Origin of the sequence: Halomonas sp. YLB-10 (assembly GCF_003856855.1) — a bacterium.
GTDB classification, from domain to species: domain Bacteria; phylum Pseudomonadota; class Gammaproteobacteria; order Pseudomonadales; family Halomonadaceae; genus Halomonas; species Halomonas litopenaei.
In genome coordinates, this window is sequence record NZ_RRCU01000005.1 from 430,339 (window position 1) to 448,079 (window position 17,741).

Annotated in this window: 9 protein-coding genes; 5 read left to right on the plus strand and 4 right to left on the minus strand. The window is 62.9% G+C overall.

The genetic code is table 11. The annotated features are described in order from the left end of the window. The first annotated feature begins 27 nt into the window (after positions 1-27). The 5 genes from EBB56_RS14030 (at position 28) to EBB56_RS14050 (ending at position 6,840) form a co-directional block, all read left to right on the plus strand. Complete coding sequence (locus EBB56_RS14030; RefSeq protein WP_124804634.1) at positions 28-954, plus strand: sulfotransferase; 927 nt, start codon at positions 28-30, stop codon at positions 952-954. A gap of 2 nt (positions 955-956) precedes the next feature. Then, positions 957-2,147 carry a glycosyltransferase family 2 protein gene (locus tag EBB56_RS14035; protein WP_124804635.1) on the plus strand — a complete coding sequence of 397 codons (1,191 nt, stop codon included), beginning with the start codon at positions 957-959 and terminating at the stop codon, positions 2,145-2,147. A gap of 118 nt (positions 2,148-2,265) precedes the next feature. After that, complete coding sequence (locus EBB56_RS14040; protein WP_045992418.1) at positions 2,266-3,231, plus strand: sulfotransferase family 2 domain-containing protein; 966 nt, start codon at positions 2,266-2,268, stop codon at positions 3,229-3,231. 9 nt (positions 3,232-3,240) lie between these two features. Then, complete coding sequence (locus EBB56_RS14045) at positions 3,241-5,775, plus strand: glycosyltransferase (protein ID WP_260425366.1); 2,535 nt, start codon at positions 3,241-3,243, stop codon at positions 5,773-5,775. A 12-nt stretch (positions 5,776-5,787) separates the two neighbouring features. Next, a complete protein-coding gene (locus EBB56_RS14050) occupies positions 5,788-6,840 on the plus strand; it encodes a glycosyltransferase (protein ID WP_045992416.1) in 1,053 nt (350 codons plus the stop codon). A 434-nt stretch (positions 6,841-7,274) separates the two neighbouring features. Here EBB56_RS14050 and EBB56_RS14055 read toward each other — a convergent pair whose 3' ends face one another. The 4 genes from EBB56_RS14055 to EBB56_RS14070 all read right to left on the minus strand — a co-directional run bounded on the left by EBB56_RS14055 (position 7,275) and on the right by EBB56_RS14070 (position 17,731). Further along, a complete protein-coding gene (locus EBB56_RS14055; RefSeq protein ID WP_124804636.1) occupies positions 7,275-8,618 on the minus strand; it encodes an aminotransferase class I/II-fold pyridoxal phosphate-dependent enzyme in 1,344 nt (447 codons plus the stop codon). Then, complete coding sequence (locus EBB56_RS14060; RefSeq protein ID WP_185696444.1) at positions 8,615-11,167, minus strand: type I polyketide synthase; 2,553 nt, start codon at positions 11,165-11,167, stop codon at positions 8,615-8,617. The genes EBB56_RS14055 and EBB56_RS14060 overlap by 4 nt, the downstream gene beginning before the upstream one ends. A gap of 295 nt (positions 11,168-11,462) precedes the next feature. Beyond that, the gene (locus EBB56_RS14065; protein WP_124804638.1) at positions 11,463-16,121 is read right to left on the minus strand and encodes a type I polyketide synthase; all 4,659 of its coding nucleotides are present in this window, start codon (positions 16,119-16,121) and stop codon (positions 11,463-11,465) included. After that, entirely contained in the window at positions 16,118-17,731 is a 1,614-nt protein-coding gene (locus EBB56_RS14070) for an LTA synthase family protein (protein ID WP_124804639.1), read from the minus strand. Before EBB56_RS14070 ends, EBB56_RS14065 begins: the two co-directional genes overlap by 4 nt. Positions 17,732-17,741 lie beyond the last annotated feature (10 nt).

The window sequence follows — 17,741 nt, forward strand, 5'->3', positions numbered from 1 at the left end:
GAGAAACTACGTATCCCAGGAGGGGACATGCCCAAGAATGATGCCTTGATCAACAAGGGAGTCGTGGTCATAGGGGACCAGGATGACAAGATGCCATCTCCTATCATCGTCATTGGAACCGCGCGAGGCGGGACCTCGATGGTCGCTGGCGTGTTGGCCAAGCTTGGCGTCTTCATGGGCGACCGTGCCTCACACCCTGTGTACGAAGACGTCAGACTTTCCGAGGCTTTCGAAAAGCAGGACATGGCTCAGACAGCTTTGATTGTGAAGGAGTACCAGACCAGGTACACCCGCTGGGGCTGGAAGCGACCTTCCATCATCGACCATCTGGATGAAGTAGACGCTCTATTGCCGAATGCCAGGTATGTGTTTATCTACAAGGATATTCTTTCAATAGCGCAGCGGAATTCTATTTCCATGTTGGCCGAAATTACCGAGGGCATGGACAGAGCGCTGTCACAATATAGAAAGACGCTTCGCTTTGTCAGGCAGAAGTCTCCGCGTGCCATGCTCGTCTCCTACGAAAAGGCCAGTGCTTATCCCGAAGCCTTTCTTTCCACTCTCGAGTCCTTTTGCGGAATTTCTCCCTCGCAGGAGGAACACCAGACGGCACTGGCCTTTATTGATCCTGAACCAGAAGACTATATAGAGGCAACCCGGATCACCAAGTCACAGGGAAAACTTCTTTCATGTGATTCACGACGTGTCAGCGGTTGGGCGCGCTATGTACACAAGAAACAGCATGCTGAGGTAGAAGTTTTTGTTGATGACCGGTCCGTGGGTGTGGTGGTGGCGAACGAACCGAACCCCGGTGGCGGTGCTCCCGCGAACGAGCCATGTGGCTTCACCTTCACCCTTCCTGCCGGTGAAAGCTTGAGCGAGGACGCCAGTGTCAGAGCCAGAGTGGTGAACGACGTTGTCGATCTTGGCAACTCTCCGGTCAGGGTGGGCTAGAGATGGCGAAGTTCTGTGTTGCCGGTATCGTCCGCAATGAGGTGGATTACCTTGTCGAGTGGGTAGCTTGGCATCGGCTGGCAGGGTTTGGGCATGTCATTCTGGCCGACAACGGTTCCGACGACGGCACCCGCTCTTTGCTCGAAGCGCTGGCAGATCTGGGAGAGGTCAGCCTGCTGTACCAGCCGGTGCTTGAGCGCAGGTCGCAGCAGTTGGCCTATCGTCGCATCCTTGGGCTGGCTCTGGGAAAGCATGACTACGTCATGTTTCTCGATGCCGATGAGTTTCTTGTGCACGAAAGCCAGCGTCACGGTGAGGAATGTCGCGAGCTGGAAAGGCTGGTGGCGTCGGGTGATGTCGGCAGCGTCAGCGTGAACTGGAAATGCTTCGGCTCCTCGGGGCTTGAAGAGGCGCGATCTGAACCGGTACTGCAACGTTTCACCCGTTGTGGCACTGCACCAGGCGCGAGCGCAGATTGTCACACCAAGAGCCTGGTACGCGTCGACCATGTCAAGGCGCCCTATTGTCATTCCTCTACCCTGGTATCGGCCTGGAAATATGTCGATGCCACAGGGGACGTGATCGAGGACTTCGTTGGCTCGCCGGACGGCAGTGGTGAGTCGGACCCACGTGGTGGGCGTACGCGGTCGATCCATCAGGGACCGCTTCGGGTTCACCATTACGCGGTGAAGTCGCGTGAGGAGTTCTCGCGCAAGCGATTGAGGGGGAGTGCTACGCGAGGCGCCAACTTCGACAAGGGCGAGGCATATTTCGGACGTTACGACATCAACGACGTTGCTCATGAGTTCCAGGCCGGCAAGCTTGCCCGCCTGGCTCGGGAGATGTCGGCGCTGAAACAGCGTCTGGCAGAGCACACCGTGCTAGATCGCCCTTTGGTGGGAGCCATCGATCATTTTGACGCCAACGCAGTCTGTGGTTGGGTGACGGACCGCAACGGCAAGGCCAGTGGTCTGGCAGTGAACATCTTCGTCAATGGTGTTCACGCGGGGCGTGCAAGGGTGGGGTTCTATCGACCCGATCTACGACGTTCCGGCAAATCCGTGGATGGTTATTGCGGGTTTCGCTGGCTGCATCCGGCGCCTTTGAAAGAAGGCGATCATGTGACCGTTTCTCTCCATGCCAATGCTTCAGTGCTGGTGGGGGGGAGTGATCTTGTTGTCGGCACATCGTGACGCGTCTGGAGTGTGGAGGTGGCTCCGCCACCGGATCCCGTGTCGTCTTCCCCTATCCCTTTTGCCACGCCGCGCCGCAGGACTGATTCCTGCGGCGCTTTTGTCAGGAGACTCCACCATGAAACCCTTGTTTTTCGTACATATACCCAAGACGGCGGGAACCAGTTTTCGTCACGGTGCTGAGCGCGCCTTTGGCTTCGACAAGATCGTCTATGACTACGGCCAGGATGCATCTCAGACCAGCGTCCTGACACGCGAGTGCATGTATGGCGAGTCCCCCGATCCTTGGCGCCTGTATCGCAGGAGCCTGGACAACCAGGCGATGATGCTGGCAGGACACGTCACCGCGGCCAAGTATGTCCCGCTGTGCGGCGTCGATCGCGCGGTGACCTTTGTTCGCGAACCGTTGCAGCGGGCGGCTTCCGAGTATTCGCACTTTCAGCGGATTCATCAGTACAAGGGCAGCTTCCGCGACTTCATGAAGATTCCTCTGATGCTTGATCGCCAGTCGAGCATCTTCAAGGGGGTCGATGTCGAGGCGATCGGGATGGTCGGCTTGACCGAACGTTACTCGGAGAGCCTGGAGTTGATCAATGCTCGCTTTGGCATCGATATCGCCCAGCGTGAGGACAACCGGGGGAAGCCGCAGGTGGGCGAATTGCATGACATCGCGCCGGAGGATGAACAGGAGTTCCGCAAACTCAACCCGCTGGATCTGGCGCTCTACGAGCGTTGTCGCAAGCTATTCGAATCGCGCATCCAGCTCTATCGCGACAATCTCCCCTTTGCTCACGCTCGACTGACGCAGTTCGATGCCGAGCGGGTGGGGGGGTGGGCCTGGTGGGAAGGTGGTGCTGATACCCCGGTGGACGTCGAAGTCTGGGTCAATGACGAACATCGCGACACTGTGTCGGCCACCCAGCTCCGTCCGTCCATGGCTCGCTTGAAGCTTCCCCGTGGTGGCTACGTCGGCTTCCAGCTGAAGGTGAATCTGTCTGCGGGTGACAGGGTCCAGTGTCGTGTTGCCGAGACCGGACAATGGTTCCCGCCGGGGCCGCGTCGAGTCGCTGTGGCCAGCAACTGAGCGGCGGGTATGGAAGGTGCCAATCGAGGTGGCGGAACACGGTCGTGGCTGAAAGGTCTTCTCGATCTGTGCCACCTGGTCGTTCAGCCTCAGCGACACTGGCAGCCTCATCATGGCCTGAGACAGCAGGCGAGTGGAGGGGACTGGGAGTGGGAGTCGCTGGATGAAGACCCTCAGTTCCTGCTGTGTCGGCACCTACCGTTGCCTGGCTGGCATATGGTGGAGCTGGACCTGGACCACGACCAGCATAGCGTTGCTGTCAGGCTTTACTTCGATACGGGGGAAGGCTTCAGTGAAGACGAGTCGTTGACCCTTCCGCTCAAGGGTGGACGTATTACCAAGCGGTTGATCTACGTGAAGCGGCGACTGCGCCGGTTGAGATTCGACCCGATGGAGTCGCCGGGATACTTTGCGATTCGCCACTTTCGCGTCGTCTGGCTCTCCCCCTGGTTCGCGCATGATCGCCTGAGCCAGCGTCTGGTCAATATGCACCATCGCTGGCGTGATGTGTCGAAGCAGGAAGTGCTGGGAGTGCTTCGCCACCGCGCCCTCCAGGACGGTACCTGTTGGCGCGACCTTGCCCTGTCGGACTACGAGGAAACGTTCGAACGATTCTGCTCGGGTCGAAGCTATGTGCAATGGCTGCGTGAGCGCGGATGGGATAAGAATTCGGATAGCAGTTCAGATAGTAGTTCGGATAGCAGTTCGGATAGTAGTTCGGATGATTGCGACAAGACCTCTATGGTCTCGGCGCTCGAAGGTGGGTGGCGTTCCAGGAATAGAAGGGCTGAGCTGGACGAGATTCGTGGTGGGCTTGACGGGTGGCGGGGCAAGGATGAACGCCGCCGTAGCCTGGCGCTCGAGCGTCGTTGTGCTGCTGCCGAGCGAGCTGCGCAGTCATGTGTGGACACCGCAGTTAAAGCGAAGACGGATACGTTCAGGCCGATTGTGTCGATCTTGCTGCCGGTACATGATCCTGCGCCGGAACATCTGAAAGACTGTCTCGAGTCTGTGCTTCGCCAGGACTATGATCATTGGCAACTCTGTATCGTTGATGACGCCTCCAGAAACCGCGAAGTCATAGCGTTGCTGGAGCAATTTGAGGCTCGCGATTCTCGAATAGTTCTGCGTCGCCAGAAAACTAATGGCCATGTCTGTGAGGCCTCCAACGCGGCCTTGAGCATGGCCGCTGGGCCCTACGTGGCGCTACTGGACCATGATGACCTGCTGACTCCGTGTGCCTTGAGCTATGTCGCCGAGGCGCTGAGTCGCTCACCACGACCGGTGCTGGTGTACAGCGATGAAGACAAGGTGGATCAGCGTGGTGTGCGCTGCGAACCTCACTTCAAGCCCTGCTTCAATCCTGATCTGCTGCTCGCCCAGAACTACATGGCGCACTTGAGTGTCTTCGACACCGCGCTGGTACGGCAACTGGGAGGCTTCCGCAAGGGGCTGGAGGGCAGCCAGGACCATGATCTGGCCCTGAGAGTCTGTGCCCACACAGAGCCTGATCGCATCGTCCATATTCCCAGGATTCTCTATCATTGGCGTGCCAGTCCCGGCTCCACGGCGATGACCAGCAACGCCAAGGATTATACGTCCCGTGCAGGGCTGCGAGCGGTCGCCGACCATCTGGCACGAAGCAGCCCCGGCGCCACCGTCGAGCTTGGGCGCCTGCCCAATACCTATCGTGTCCGCTGGCCTCTGCCGGATCCGCTCCCGCTGGTCAGCCTGATGATCCCTACGCGTGATCGTGTCGATCTGTTGGCACCATGCGTCGATGCGATCCTGTCTCGTACCCGCTATTCCAGGCTTGAGGTGCTGATCCTCGACAACGGGACGCGATGCGAGGAGACACTGGCTTATCTGGCCGAGATCGGCAAGGGAGACCCCCGGGTCAGGATTCTGGCCTGGAACCATCGCTTCAACTATTCCGGCATCAACAATTTCGGAGCGTATCACGCACGTGGTGATGTGCTCGGACTTATCAATAACGATATTGAACCCATCAACGAAGAGTGGCTCGACGAAATGGTGCGGCACGTCGTGCGGCCGGACATCGGTTGTGTCGGCGCCAAGCTCTATTATCCCAACGATACCATTCAGCACGCCGGTGTCGTGTTGGGTATCGGGGGCGTTGCGGGCCACGCTCACAAGTATTTCAGCCGCCATGCCAACGGGTATTTTTCTCGCCTGGCGCTAGCGCAGAATTACTCTGCGGTGACCGGTGCCTGCTTGTTGATCCGCAAGGCGCTCTATCGGCAGGTGGGCGGCCTCAACGCGCGAGATCTGCCGATCGCTTTCAATGATGTGGACCTGTGTCTAAAGGTTCGGGAGGCGGGTTATCGAAACGTATGGACGCCCGACGCCGAACTCTATCACCACGAATCCGAGTCGCGTGGTGCCGATGACAATGCCAGCAAGCGAGCCAGGGCCATCGGAGAGGTACTCTACATGCGCCACACCTGGGGTGAGCAGCTTGATCGGGATCCGGCCTACAACCCCAATCTGACGCTGGTTCACGAGGATTTTTCTCTGCGTTGAGAGGCGTTCACCATGGCCCGGGGTTCTGGCATTTGTGGTTCTCGCTGGCTGTTGCTGAGTGATGGGGCTCTGCCCACCGAGGACATCTACTTCATGGCGACGGCTGCGCCCTGGCTTCGCTATGCAGGTGCGACAGTGACTCGCCTTGATACCCGTCGGTGGGCGTCTCCTCTGCTGTGCTGGCCCTGGCTGGATCGCACCTTGGCCGGGGCACAGATCATCGTTTGTCGAAGCCTGTCCGAAGCCTGGATCGATCTGCTGGAGACGCGCCGAGCCCAGGTCGCCAGCGTACATTACCTGCTGGATGATGATCTTGATGCTGCCGCCAGGGATCCTGGCTTACCGACGGGCTATCGTGAGCGTATGGGGTGGGTGTCGCGCCGGATTATGCCCAGGCTGCTGGCCCTGGCCGACGAAGTCGTCGTACCAAACGAGGAGCTGGCGGCACGAATCAGGCCGCGCCACTCCCGGGTGGTGACGCTGGCACCTGCGCTGCTTTTTTCCCCGGAGATGGCCACCCCCGAGGCAACATCGACGGGATGGCGATTGGGTTACCACGGTACGCGGGCCCACCGGCGGGATCTGGAGCAAATCAGCTCGGCACTGGTCAGCGTTCTCGAGGCCCACTCTGGTTTGATGCTGGAAGTGGCAATGGGGCGCTACACTCCGCAATCCTTGCGTCAGCATGATCGTGTGGGGGCGCTCGCCCCCATGGCCTGGCATACCTATCTGAGGCACTTGAAAGGATCGCGGTTGCATCTGGGGCTGGCTCCCTTGTGGCCGACAACGTTCAACACTGCCAAGTCCCATATCAAGTTTCTGGAGATTGCCGCCATGGGTGGTGTGGGTCTCTTCAGCAGACGTGCCCCCTACAGCAATATCGTGAGCGACGGAGAAGATGGACTGCTGGTCGATGATGATCCCGCGGATTGGCAGCGCTGCCTCGTCCGGTTGCTGGAGTCTCCGCGGGAAACCCATCGCATGGCCCAACGGGCGTTGGAAAAGGCCCGGGATATCGGCAGTGCGGCCCACCACCATGCCTTCTGGGGTGAGCGTCAGTGCTGAAACAGACAACAGTTTCCAAGGGAGCAGATGCTGTATAGACAACAGTGATTGGTGCTTCCTTTTCTCCTTCCTCCCCCTTCCTTCCTAACTTCCTTCCTTTCTTACTCTCTCTTCCTTATCTTGCCCTGCTTCCTGTTCTTTCATTGAAGCTTGGTACCTATCCCTATCCCTATCCCTATCCCTATCCCTATCCCTATCCCTATTCCCTCTCCCCATCCGTGGCCGCCGCTCGCTATCTGTTTTTGTGGCTGGGCTGCCTGCAAGGGAGTCTAGGCTCTGTCCGAAAAGTCGACGAGCGAAGGTTAGACAAGGAAAAAATCGGTGAGAAAGCACAGTTTACGGGGTGTAAATGAGCATTTTGACCGGGCTGGCGTACCAGACGATTTTTAACGCCGTATTACCGAGCGCAGGCACTTTTCAGACGAGCCGTAGCGTCAATCTGAGTTGATCAGCCCTTCCAGGGCCGACAGGGTCTGATCGATCTGGTCCGGCTGGTGCTCGCAGCTGACAAAGAAGCGCAGCCGAGCGCTACGTTCTGGCACTGCAGGGTGCAGGATGGGTTGCACATTGATACCCGCCGCCAGCAACGCATGGGACAGCTTGGCTGCCCTGGCGGAGCTGCCGAGAATAAGTGGCACGATGGCATGTCCCTCGCTGCTGCCGGTATTCAGCCCCAGGGACTGGATACCGTCCAGCAGACGTCGAGCGTTCTGCGTCAGCCTGGCGGTTCGCCAGGGTTCTTCCTGCAGCACTTGCAGAGCGCGGCGTGCTGGTGCGGCCAGTTGCGGTGCCAGCCCGACGCTGTAGAGAAACCCTGGCGCAAGGTAGCGCAGCGTATCCACCAGTGCTTGGCACCCGGCGATATAGCCTCCGCAGGAGGCAAGGGATTTGCTCAGGGTGCCCATCCAGATGTCCACATCTCCCGGAGCCACTCGGCAATGCTGGTGAAGACCTAACCCGGTTGCCCCCAACACGCCAAGCGAGTGGGCTTCATCCACCATCAGCCAGCAGTGGTGCCTGCGCTTCACCTCAACGAAACGTGCCAGGTCCGGGGTGTCACCGTCCATGCTGTAGTGGCCTTCGATTACCACCAGTACGCGCTCGAAGCGATCGCGATGGTCGAACAGCAGACGATCCAGGGCTTGGGCATCGTTGTGGGGGAAACTCATGCGAGTGGCGCCGGATACGCTGGCGCCCACCACCACACTGTTGTGGATCAGGCTGTCGTGGATGATCAGGTCCCTGGTGCCCACCAGCATGGCGATGGTGGAGACATTGGTAGCGTGGCCGCTGACGAAGGCGAGCGCATCGTCACTTTGGTAGCAGTGCGCCAGCTCACGCTCCAGGGCCCCGTGAAAGGGGCGTTCGCCGGCGACAATGCGACTGGCCGATACCGAGGTGCCGTAGTACTCGATCGCCTGATGGGTGGCGTCCAGGACACGTCGATCGCCGGCCAGGCCGAGATAGTCGTAGTTTGCAAAGTTGATGACGTCCTGATCGCCGAGTCGGCTGGTAGCCCCCGCCCTACGCTGATGACAGCGAAAGAAGGGGCTGGTGATACCGAGGGAGTCCCCTAGCGTCCTCATCATGGCGATGCGGCGATAGCCTTCGAGGCTGCGGAAGTCGGTGGTTGTGACGAGTGTTTCGGTCAGCGGGTAGTGCTCTGAGGTTGAAACAGCGCGGTCGATGGGCGTTGCCTGGGCATGACGAGCGCTGTCGATCGCCCTGGCCTGGTTGAGCAGGCGGTCTTTCAATGCCTTCCGGTCATCAGGATTCATGTCACCTCCCGTGCAGGAGCAGGAGGGGAGACTGCGTGGCGGTAGGCCAGCGCAGCGTGTTCGTCGGTTGCATCGAGCTCGGGGCTTTCCAGCAGGTCGCAGATCAACAGGGTGGTGCGATGCAGGGTCGCGGCGTCGGCGAGGGCCAATGCGGACACCTTCACGCCAAGCCGGGTCTCGATGGCCGATACCAGCTCGACGGCCATCAGCGAATCGAAGCCGAACTCGGAGAGCCTGCGCCCACTGTCGATGCGTTCCGGGTCCAGCATCAGGATGCTCGCCAACTGTCGACGCAGGATGGCTTCGACGGCCTTGCGGCGGGACGATTCATCGAGCGCCGATAGATCGAGGTCGTCGTTGCTACTTGCCTGGCGGTCCGCTTCACCGGAGTTCTGGCGCAACTCGATAAAGCGCCGCTGGATGAAGCCATGGTCGATGGCACCGATGACGGCGGCGTTGCTGACGCCTGCCGCGAGTGCCTGCTCCAGCGCGTCCAGCGCCTGCTCTGCGCTCAGCTGCCCACCTCCCATACGCTGGGACAGGGCCTGACGCTTGGTCTGGTGACGAGCCAGAAAGCCGGTGTCCTCGATGATGCCCAGGCTCAGGCAGGTGGCGGGTTTCCCCGCCTGACGGCGCCGCACGGCCAGCGCTTCCAGGCCAAGGTTGGCCGCCACATAGGCGGACTGCCCGGGACTTCCGAACAGGGTGGTGGCCGAGGAGTAGAGCACAAAGTGCTGCAGGTCGTGATGGCGGGTCAGGCGGTCCAGCAGGATGGCGCCCAACAGCTTGGGGGCGAGTACCGCGTCCAGCTGCTCGCGAGTCAGCTGTCGCGCGAGGCCGTCTTCGATGACGGCGGCGGCGTGAATGACGCCACGTAGCGGTGGGCGCCGGGAACCGCACTCCTCGATCAGTCCAGCCAGCGCCTGCTCATCGGTGACGTCCAGCGCTGGCGCTTCTACCGTGACGCCCTGTCCTTGCATGGCGGCGATAGCGGCACTGGCCTCCGGGCTGCTGACGCCCGAGCGACTCAGCAGCAGCAGATGGCGAGCGCCGCGCCTCACCAGCCGCTCTGCGCTGGCCAGGCCCAGGCCGGACAATCCACCGCTCACCAGGTAACAGCCTTCGGTATCCAGCGCCATGCAAGCCGGATTGGTAGAGTTATTGGTGGTGTTTCTCGGACCGCCATGCGGGTGCATGGTGGTCTTGGAGACTGAGCCTGTGCGGAGTGTGTCAGGAGAAGGACTGGCAGCGGCTGAAGGGTGCGTCACGATGATCTTGCCGATATGCCGCGCCTGCTGCATATGGCGGAAGGCCTCGACCACTCTGGTGGTCGTGAAGGTGGTATAGGGCAGGGCGCTGAAGGCGCCCTCGGCAAAGCGGTCCATGACCTGTCGGAACAGTTGGCGGGCGAGCGCGGGACGATGTGACAGCAGTTGATCGGAGTCGATGCCGAAGTAGCTCAGGTTGTGACGGAAGGGGCGCAGCCCCATCGGGGTATCCTGGTAGAAGTCTCGCTTGCCAAGCTCGAGAAAGCGCCCGAAAGGCGCCAGCACACGCAGGTTCTGGTGGATGGCGTCGCCGGACAGGGAGTTGAGCACCACATCGACACCCTGGCCATCGGTGTCTGCGAGGATCTGTTCGGCGAAGGCCAGGCTGCGTGAGTCGTAGCAGCGCTCGGCACCCAGCAGGGTCAGCAGATCACGCTTGTGCGGGCTGCCGGCGGTCGCCAGCACTTCAGCCCCTCGCCACCGGGCCAACTGTACGGCAGCCAGACCGACACCGCCGGCAGCGCCGTGTATCAGCACCCGTTCCCCGGGCGATAGCCGAGCCAGATGCTCGAGGCTGTACCAGGCGGTGAGAAACGCCGTGGGCAACCCGGCAGCGGCCACCGGGTCGAGACCTGTCGGCACCCTGGCCAGCGAGTCGGCCTCGACCACCAGGTGGTTCGAGAAACAGGCCGACCCCAGCCCGACTACCGGGTCACCAATATCGAACTGGGTGACCCCTTCGCCCAGCGCCTCGACGATACCGGAGAACTCGAGCCCCAGGGTGGCGCCGGAAAAGCCCTGCTCGAGCGCCTCATCGGTGAGCACGCCGAGAGCATACATGACGTCACGAAAGTTCAGACCCGTGGCCAGGACCTTTACTCGGACCTGGTCCTTGGCGAGCGTCGACCGTACCGGGTGGGCTCGCCACTGCAGGCGCGAGAGCTGACCGGGATAAGCGATTTCCAGGGTCACCCTGGACGCTACTCGGTCTGGCGTGGGGGGTGGTGTGAGCGCTGGCGGTGTGTCGGCGACAGGACGCACGCGCAGTGCCCGGCGATGTCCGTGGTGGTCGATGACCACCTCATCCTCGCCGTCGTCGTGATGCAGATCCTGCGCCAAGGCCACCAACGCCGCTTCTCCCGAGGCCAGGTCGACCAGCCGTACGCGGGTGTTCGGCAGTTCGTTGTCGAGGGAGCGACAGCCCCCCCACAAGCCAGCCTGGTACAGGTCGATATCGGGGGTATCAGCGCCGAACAGCGCGGCGACATCGCGAGTCACCACGACCAGCGTCCCGTGGCGATCCGCCAATGTCCTTGCCCAGTCACCCAGTCGCTCAAGGGCATCCAGGCCCGCCTGGTGGGTCTCGAGGTCACCGCCTGTCTGCCGAGACGGTACGGAGGCTCGCAGGTCGACAACTTGCGGGGCGATGACTTTCCGGGCACTCGGCACTTGCTGAGCGTTCGAGGCGCGCGCTGAGGTGACCTCCGCAAGCGAGGACGGGGCGGCAAGCGGCAACTCGAGATCATCGTATGTTACGCAGCGGACAGCACCCGAGGGCATGTGTTGCACAAGCCGCTCACCCAGAGCACGACTGGCAGCATCCACCACCAGCAAGGTGGCTGCGTCGCGCTGTGCAAGAGGCTCGTCCGAACCGATCTCGGTGGTGGGGCGAGCGCTTGCCGAGGGCACGGCACTCAGCAGAGTCGGAAGATGGGAGGTCTCTGTCGGGGGGGGGCGCCTCGACGCTGAACCCGGCCTGGCTCAGGTGGCGGCAGATCGCCTCGACAGTGGCCGGTCTGGCGTCTGGACGCAGGGAGTCCAGCGCTCGCCACCACCCTGTAGGGGACAGGACCAGTATCAGCAGTTGCCCGTGCGGTGCCAGGCGCGCCGTGGCCTTGTCGATTGCCTCGATGCTGACCTCGAGATCCGTCGGTGTGCTCACCACCCAGGCTAGCTGGGCGCCGGGGGCGGTATGGAAGGGGGGCAGCGATGCGGCACCGTTGGACGCTTCGATCAGCGGTTGGGCGCGTTGGCGGGAGCCATCGTCTGGGGGCAGGATGTCCACCATGAGGCGATCGGGGTCCAGTGTCTGGCTCAACGCCTCGCCCAACCGAGGCGCCGCGCATCCTGCCTCGACCAGGTGCAGCCGTTGTGCCGAGGGTAGCGTCGACAGGATCCGGGAAACGCTGGCGAGAACCTCGTCGTGCAGGGCCTGCCACAACGCTTCCGGGATCAGCGAAGCGGCGTCGAGGGTCAGCCCTTCGATGTGCTCGACCGAGCCCTCCAGCAGGCCGGGAAGATGCAGGCCAAAACGCCCGAGTGAGCCAAGCAGAGGGAACTGCCGAGGGTACTCCGCCAGCAGCAGGCGCCAGATATCGACCGCCGCAGGAGACTCTTGCACCTCCGAGGAGGTCTCTGTCGCGCCTGTCGGGTACTGAGCCAGAAGTCGACGGTAGAGTTCATTGTTGCCCCGGCCGTCGCCTTCGATATCGGGCCGAGCGGCGACGAAGGCCTCCTCGAGCCAGGCAACGTTGAGACGCTCGAACAGCAGGCTGAGCTCCTCGAGGTCGCGCCCCACTGGGCCTGACACGATGCCGGCAAGGGCATTGGCCAGTCGCCTGCCTTCTTCGGCCAAGGGGGTAGGTACCAGTGGCGCCGGGGTCAGGCGGGTGGTCAGCCACTCGGTGGACGAGGAGGTTGGCAGGGCCAGTGGCGTTGTCGCGAACCGGACCTCCTCGAGGGCAGCAACGCAACGATGGTTGCGGTACAGCCAAAGGTCGGCGGTGAAGGAGTGTGGTGAGCGTCGCGTAATGACGGCGCGGGCGTGGGTCGGTCGACCGCCGTCCTTGTCGAACTGCATGCGCGACAGGCGCACGGGCAGGTAGCCGTGCGTCAGCGGCGTCTGAGCGTTGTTCATCAGTGGCAGACACAGCTGCAGGGCGCCATCCAGCAGACCGGGTGGCAACCACCAGCAAGGAGTGTCTTCACTGACGGTGAACTCGCCGATGGCTTCATCGTCCTGGCACCAGATCCGGCCCAGGCTACGGTACTCGCCGCGGTAGTCGAGCCCCATCGACCTGGCGAGCGCCAGGTGGGCGTCGCTGTTTATGCAGGCCTTGTTATCCAGCCAGGTCTCGCCATCCAGATGCTCCTCACTGGCCGGCACAAGCGGAGGGGCCGAACGCAGCAGACTGCCCTGGCAGGCAGGGGCCAGGCGGGCGCTGAGGTGTAACTGCCAGGCGGCTGCGGGGTCGAGGTCGCGTACTGTCAACTGGACACGCCCTTGGTCGGCCAGGGTGAGCCGCGCCAGCTTGCCCACAGAGGCGTCCAGTACTAACGGTGCCAGGATCTCCAGGTCGTTGATTTCGAAGATGGTGTCTGGCGACGAAGCAATGGCGGCAGCCAGTACCATCTCGACCTGCGCCGCTGCGGCCAGCACCGGGGTCTCCCCGACCCGGTGGTCCGCGAGAGCGGGCTGCGTGGCAACACTCAGGCGCTGGACCCACGTCGACTCGCCCGGGGCCTGGCGAGCCCCCAGCAGGGGATGTTCGTCACGCTGCTCCAGCGGGTTGTGACCCAGGCCACTCGGGCGGGTCCAGTGGTGGCGACGTTGCCAGGGGTAGGCGGGGAGTTCGATGGGGGCAAGGGGCCGCTCGAACCAGGGGGAAAAGCCATCCAGAGCTCCACTGAGCCACAGGCGTGCCCGTGCTTCGGAGAGTTCGTCCTGGCCCTGGCCCTGGCGTGTCAGGGTAGCGATATGCAGGACCTGATGCCCCCGCAGGCGACACTGCTCCTCGATGTATCGCTTCAACAGCGGATGGGCGCCGATTTCCACCAGCACCGAGTCGCCGCGATCGATCAGCGACTCGATGGCCTGGCGAAAGCGCACCGGCGCCCGCAGGTTTTGCCACCAGTAGTCAGCGCCGAGGGGGCGGTGGGTCTCGCCACCCTCGACGGTGGAGATCATCGGCAAGCGCGGAGATGATCCGTCCAGATCGGCAAGCGCCTCGAGCAGCGGGGTCTTCAAGCCATCCAGCAGTGGGCTATGAAATGGGTAGTCCAACGCCAGGCGAAGGTATCGATGGCCCGCGGCCCGCAAGGCGTCTTCCAGTTCGGCCAGCGCCGGCAACGGTCCCGCCAGCGTGACATTCCCTTCGCTGTTGTCCCCGGCCAGGGAAATCTCGGCGAAGCGTGGCTGTGCGAGCCAGGTGACGATGGTGTCAGCGGAGCAGGACACCGCGGTCATGCCTCCCTGATGGCGGATCTTGCCCTGCAGGCGGCTGCGGTGGGCAATCACGGTCACCGCCTCAGCCAGTGATAGTGCGCCGCAGGCCCAGCCCGCCGCGACCTCACCGACGCTGTGACCGACCACCGCGGTGGGCGTGATCCCCGCCTCGTCAAGCCAGGCGGTGATCCCGACCTGAATCGCAAATAGCGCCGGTTGGGCCACCACGGTGTCTTCGAGCAGGGCCGGATCATCGCTGCTGGCCAGTACCTCGAGCAACGAGAAGCCGGCGATGGGCAGGAAGTGCTCATCCACCCGCGCGACGGTATCGGCGAAGGTGGGACTGGTCGAGAGCAGGTCACGCCCCATGCCAAACCATTGGCACCCATTGCCGGTGTAGACGAATACCGGCCCCTGGGGCGCATCCAGGCGTCGCTGGCGCCACACCCTGGGGGCGCTGCTGTGGGGAGCGGTCGTCGTGTCCTTCAGCGAGTCCAGGGCCGCCTTAGCCTCGTCATGGTCCCGCACCAGGGTCAGCGCCTGTTCGTCAAGGCGCTCGCGGTGGTGAACCAGGGTCCAGGTCAGGGCATCGAGGGCTGGCTGGTGCGTCTCGAGGTGGTCGCTTAGCCGACTTGCCAGTGCAGCCAGCGCTTCCTCGTCGTGGGCCGAGACAAGCAGCGGTAGCGGCTGCTCGAAAGAGACTCGTGGCGTCGGTCGCGATCGCACCAGTGACGGTGGCGGCGGCGTGGTCAGCACTACGTGGGCGTTGGCCCCCCCGAAACCGAAGCTGTTGATACCGACGGTCAAGGGGCCGCTTTCGGGGAGCGTCCGCGGTGTCAGCACCACGTCCACATTGGCCTCGTCGAGGTGCAGCTCAGGATTGAGGCGATCGACACCGATGGTGGCGGGGACGAAGCGCTGGGTCAGGCAACCCAGCGCCTTGTAGAGTCCGGCGATGCCGGCCGCTGTCTCCAGGTGGCCGATGTTGCTCTTGACCGAGCCGATCGGCAATGGGTGGTGACGATGTCGCCCAAGGGCCTGGCCGATGGCGGTGACTTCGATGGGATCTCCGACGGCGGTGCCGGTCCCATGGGCTTCCAGGTAGTCCAGTCCGTCGGGATCGATCCCCGCCCGGGCGTAGACCTCGGTCAACAGTTGGGCCTGAGCCTGAGCGCTGGGTACCGTGAGTCCTGACTTGTGTCCGTCGGTATTGGTGCCGCTGGCGGCGACTTCGGCGAGGATGGGGTCGCCGTCCGCGAGCGCCTGATCGAGCGCCTTGAGCACGAAGATGCCGGCCCCTTCCGAGCGCACGTAGCCGTCCGCGTCTTCGCTGAACACGCGACAACGGCCTCGCGGCGACAGCATGCCGGCCTTGGAGAAGGCGACGAAGCCGAAGGGATGCAGGTGCAGGCTGACGCCGCCGGTCAGGGCGGTGTCGCATTCACCGGCGCGAATGGCCTGACAGGCCTGATGAAAGGCTACCAGGGAAGACGAGCAGGCCGTGTCGATGGCCATGCTGGGTCCCTTGAGATCGAACACGTAAGACAACCGATTGGCGGCGATGCTGAAGGTGTTGCCGGTGGCGAACAGATTGCCCAGAGAGGCCAGGTCGGCGGTATGCCGATAGGCGAAGTCAGGACTGGAGATGCCGATATAGACCCCGCAGCGGCTGCCGCGCAGGCGCGAGGGGGGGACGCCCGCGTGCTCGAGCGCTTCCCAGGTCAGCTCCAGCAGCAGGCGCTGCTGGGGATCCATGGTCGCCGCTTCCCTGGGAGAAATTCCGAAGAAGTCGGCGTCGAAGCCGCCGATGTCGCCGAGTGATCCGGCGGCGAAGGTCACGCTGGTACCGGGCGAACGACGGTCGGGATGATAGAACCGGCGCCAGTCCCAGCGCGATGCATGCACCTCTGTGACCAGATCCCGCCCCGCCAGCAGGCTCTGCCACAGGGTTTCTCCGGGGACTCCAGGAAAGCGGGTAGCGTTTCCGATGATGGCGACGCGCCTGGTCATAGCGGTTCCTTGCAATGGCGGTGGAGGGAGCGCCCGAGGGAGCCTGTGGCGACGGTCGTGGTCTGGCACCCGATGGAGTGGAGCAGTGCTTCGGCCAGTTGCGACAGGTCGGACGGTGGCTCCGGCCGTCGTGTGGTCTGGGGGCGGTTGCTCCAGATCATGAACGGCGTTGTTCCATCGGGCTCTCCGTGCCAGCGATAGCTGGGAGACAGGATAGGGACGTGGTCGCCATAGGCGCACAACAGGCCCGGGCGCGATTGCCTGGTGAGGGTCGCCGCCAGGGCGCCGAGCATGGCGTCGGTATTGGCCAGGTGATGGAGATAGATATCGAGTTCGTGGGTCACGGCCATGGGGCGCGAGGCGTCGGCAGCGAGCCAGCGCAGTGGATCGGGCGCTGGCTCCAGCAGAAAGGGGCCATGGCTTTCCATGGTGATCACGAACACCATCAGTGGGCGCGGGTCTGGATCATCCAGGGCTTGTGTGACGCGCCTGGCGAGCTCGACGTCGGCGATGAAGGGGCCATCTCGACGGCAATGCCTGAAGCTTTCGATGTCTTCGAATGCCTGAAATCCCAGCCGAGGCATGACCTGGTCGCGCTGGTAGAAGTCACCGGGGTAGGGGTGCAGCACCAGTGTGCGGTAACCCAGGTGGGCGCAGGCACTGGCCAGACTGGGAACCGGCTGGCGGGACAGCTGACGATAGGGATTGAAGCGATGCATGCCCAGAGCATCCTCGTCCAGCCCGCACAGAAAGGCCGTTTCGCTGCGTATGGTGTTGGCGCCCCAGGCTGGCACCTTGAGGTAGCCGTGGGTGATGGACTGCTCGTTCAGGCGATCCCAGTGGGCGAGCACATCCCGGGGTATCTGGTCGTACCAGGGGCGTGGATCGAAGAACGACTCGCCCTGGACAATCACCAGGTGTGGCAGTGACTCCTGGGCGACTGGTGATGGCGGTTGGCGCAGGAGCGCTGGAGCCTGGGTGGTGTCGATGGGGGTACCGGGGAAGCGAGCGTAGGCCCAGAAGCAGCTCCACAGTCCCAGGTGCTGGTGATCTCGGCACGGAACCAGGGTGGCAGCCGGGAGGCGCCGCAAGCCAAGCCCCAGAGTAATGGCTGGACCCAGTGCCAGGCCGCCCAGCAGCAGCGCCATGGAGGATAGGGAGAGCTGATCCAGCAGCCAGGGTTCGAGGAAGACGAAGACCGACACCGCCATCAGGGCGGCGAGGCTGGCACCCAGGGCCAGGCCGATACCGAAGAACGGCAGGTAGAGCCTTGGATGTCGGATGGCATCGAGAAAGTACTCGAAGTCCTGCACCAGGAAGGGCTCCTTCAGGCTCTGCCACTTCGCCTGATGGCTGCGCTGCACCACCCATTGCAGGGTAAGCACCGTGGCCAGGGCCAGCGCACCTCGTTGCAGCACCGCTACGGCTAGTACGTAGCACAGCCCCCAGGTGCCCGCATGGACCAGCCAGGGGGCCAGAGGGCGGTCGCGCCAGTTGCCCAGGCCTCGACAGCCTATGGCGTCTATGGCGAAGCTGAGTCCCGTGCCGAGGGGGAGTCCCAGTACGCACAGGATGAACGCCAGGTCTCGGGACGCGATCCACGTCAGCATCGGCGGTCAG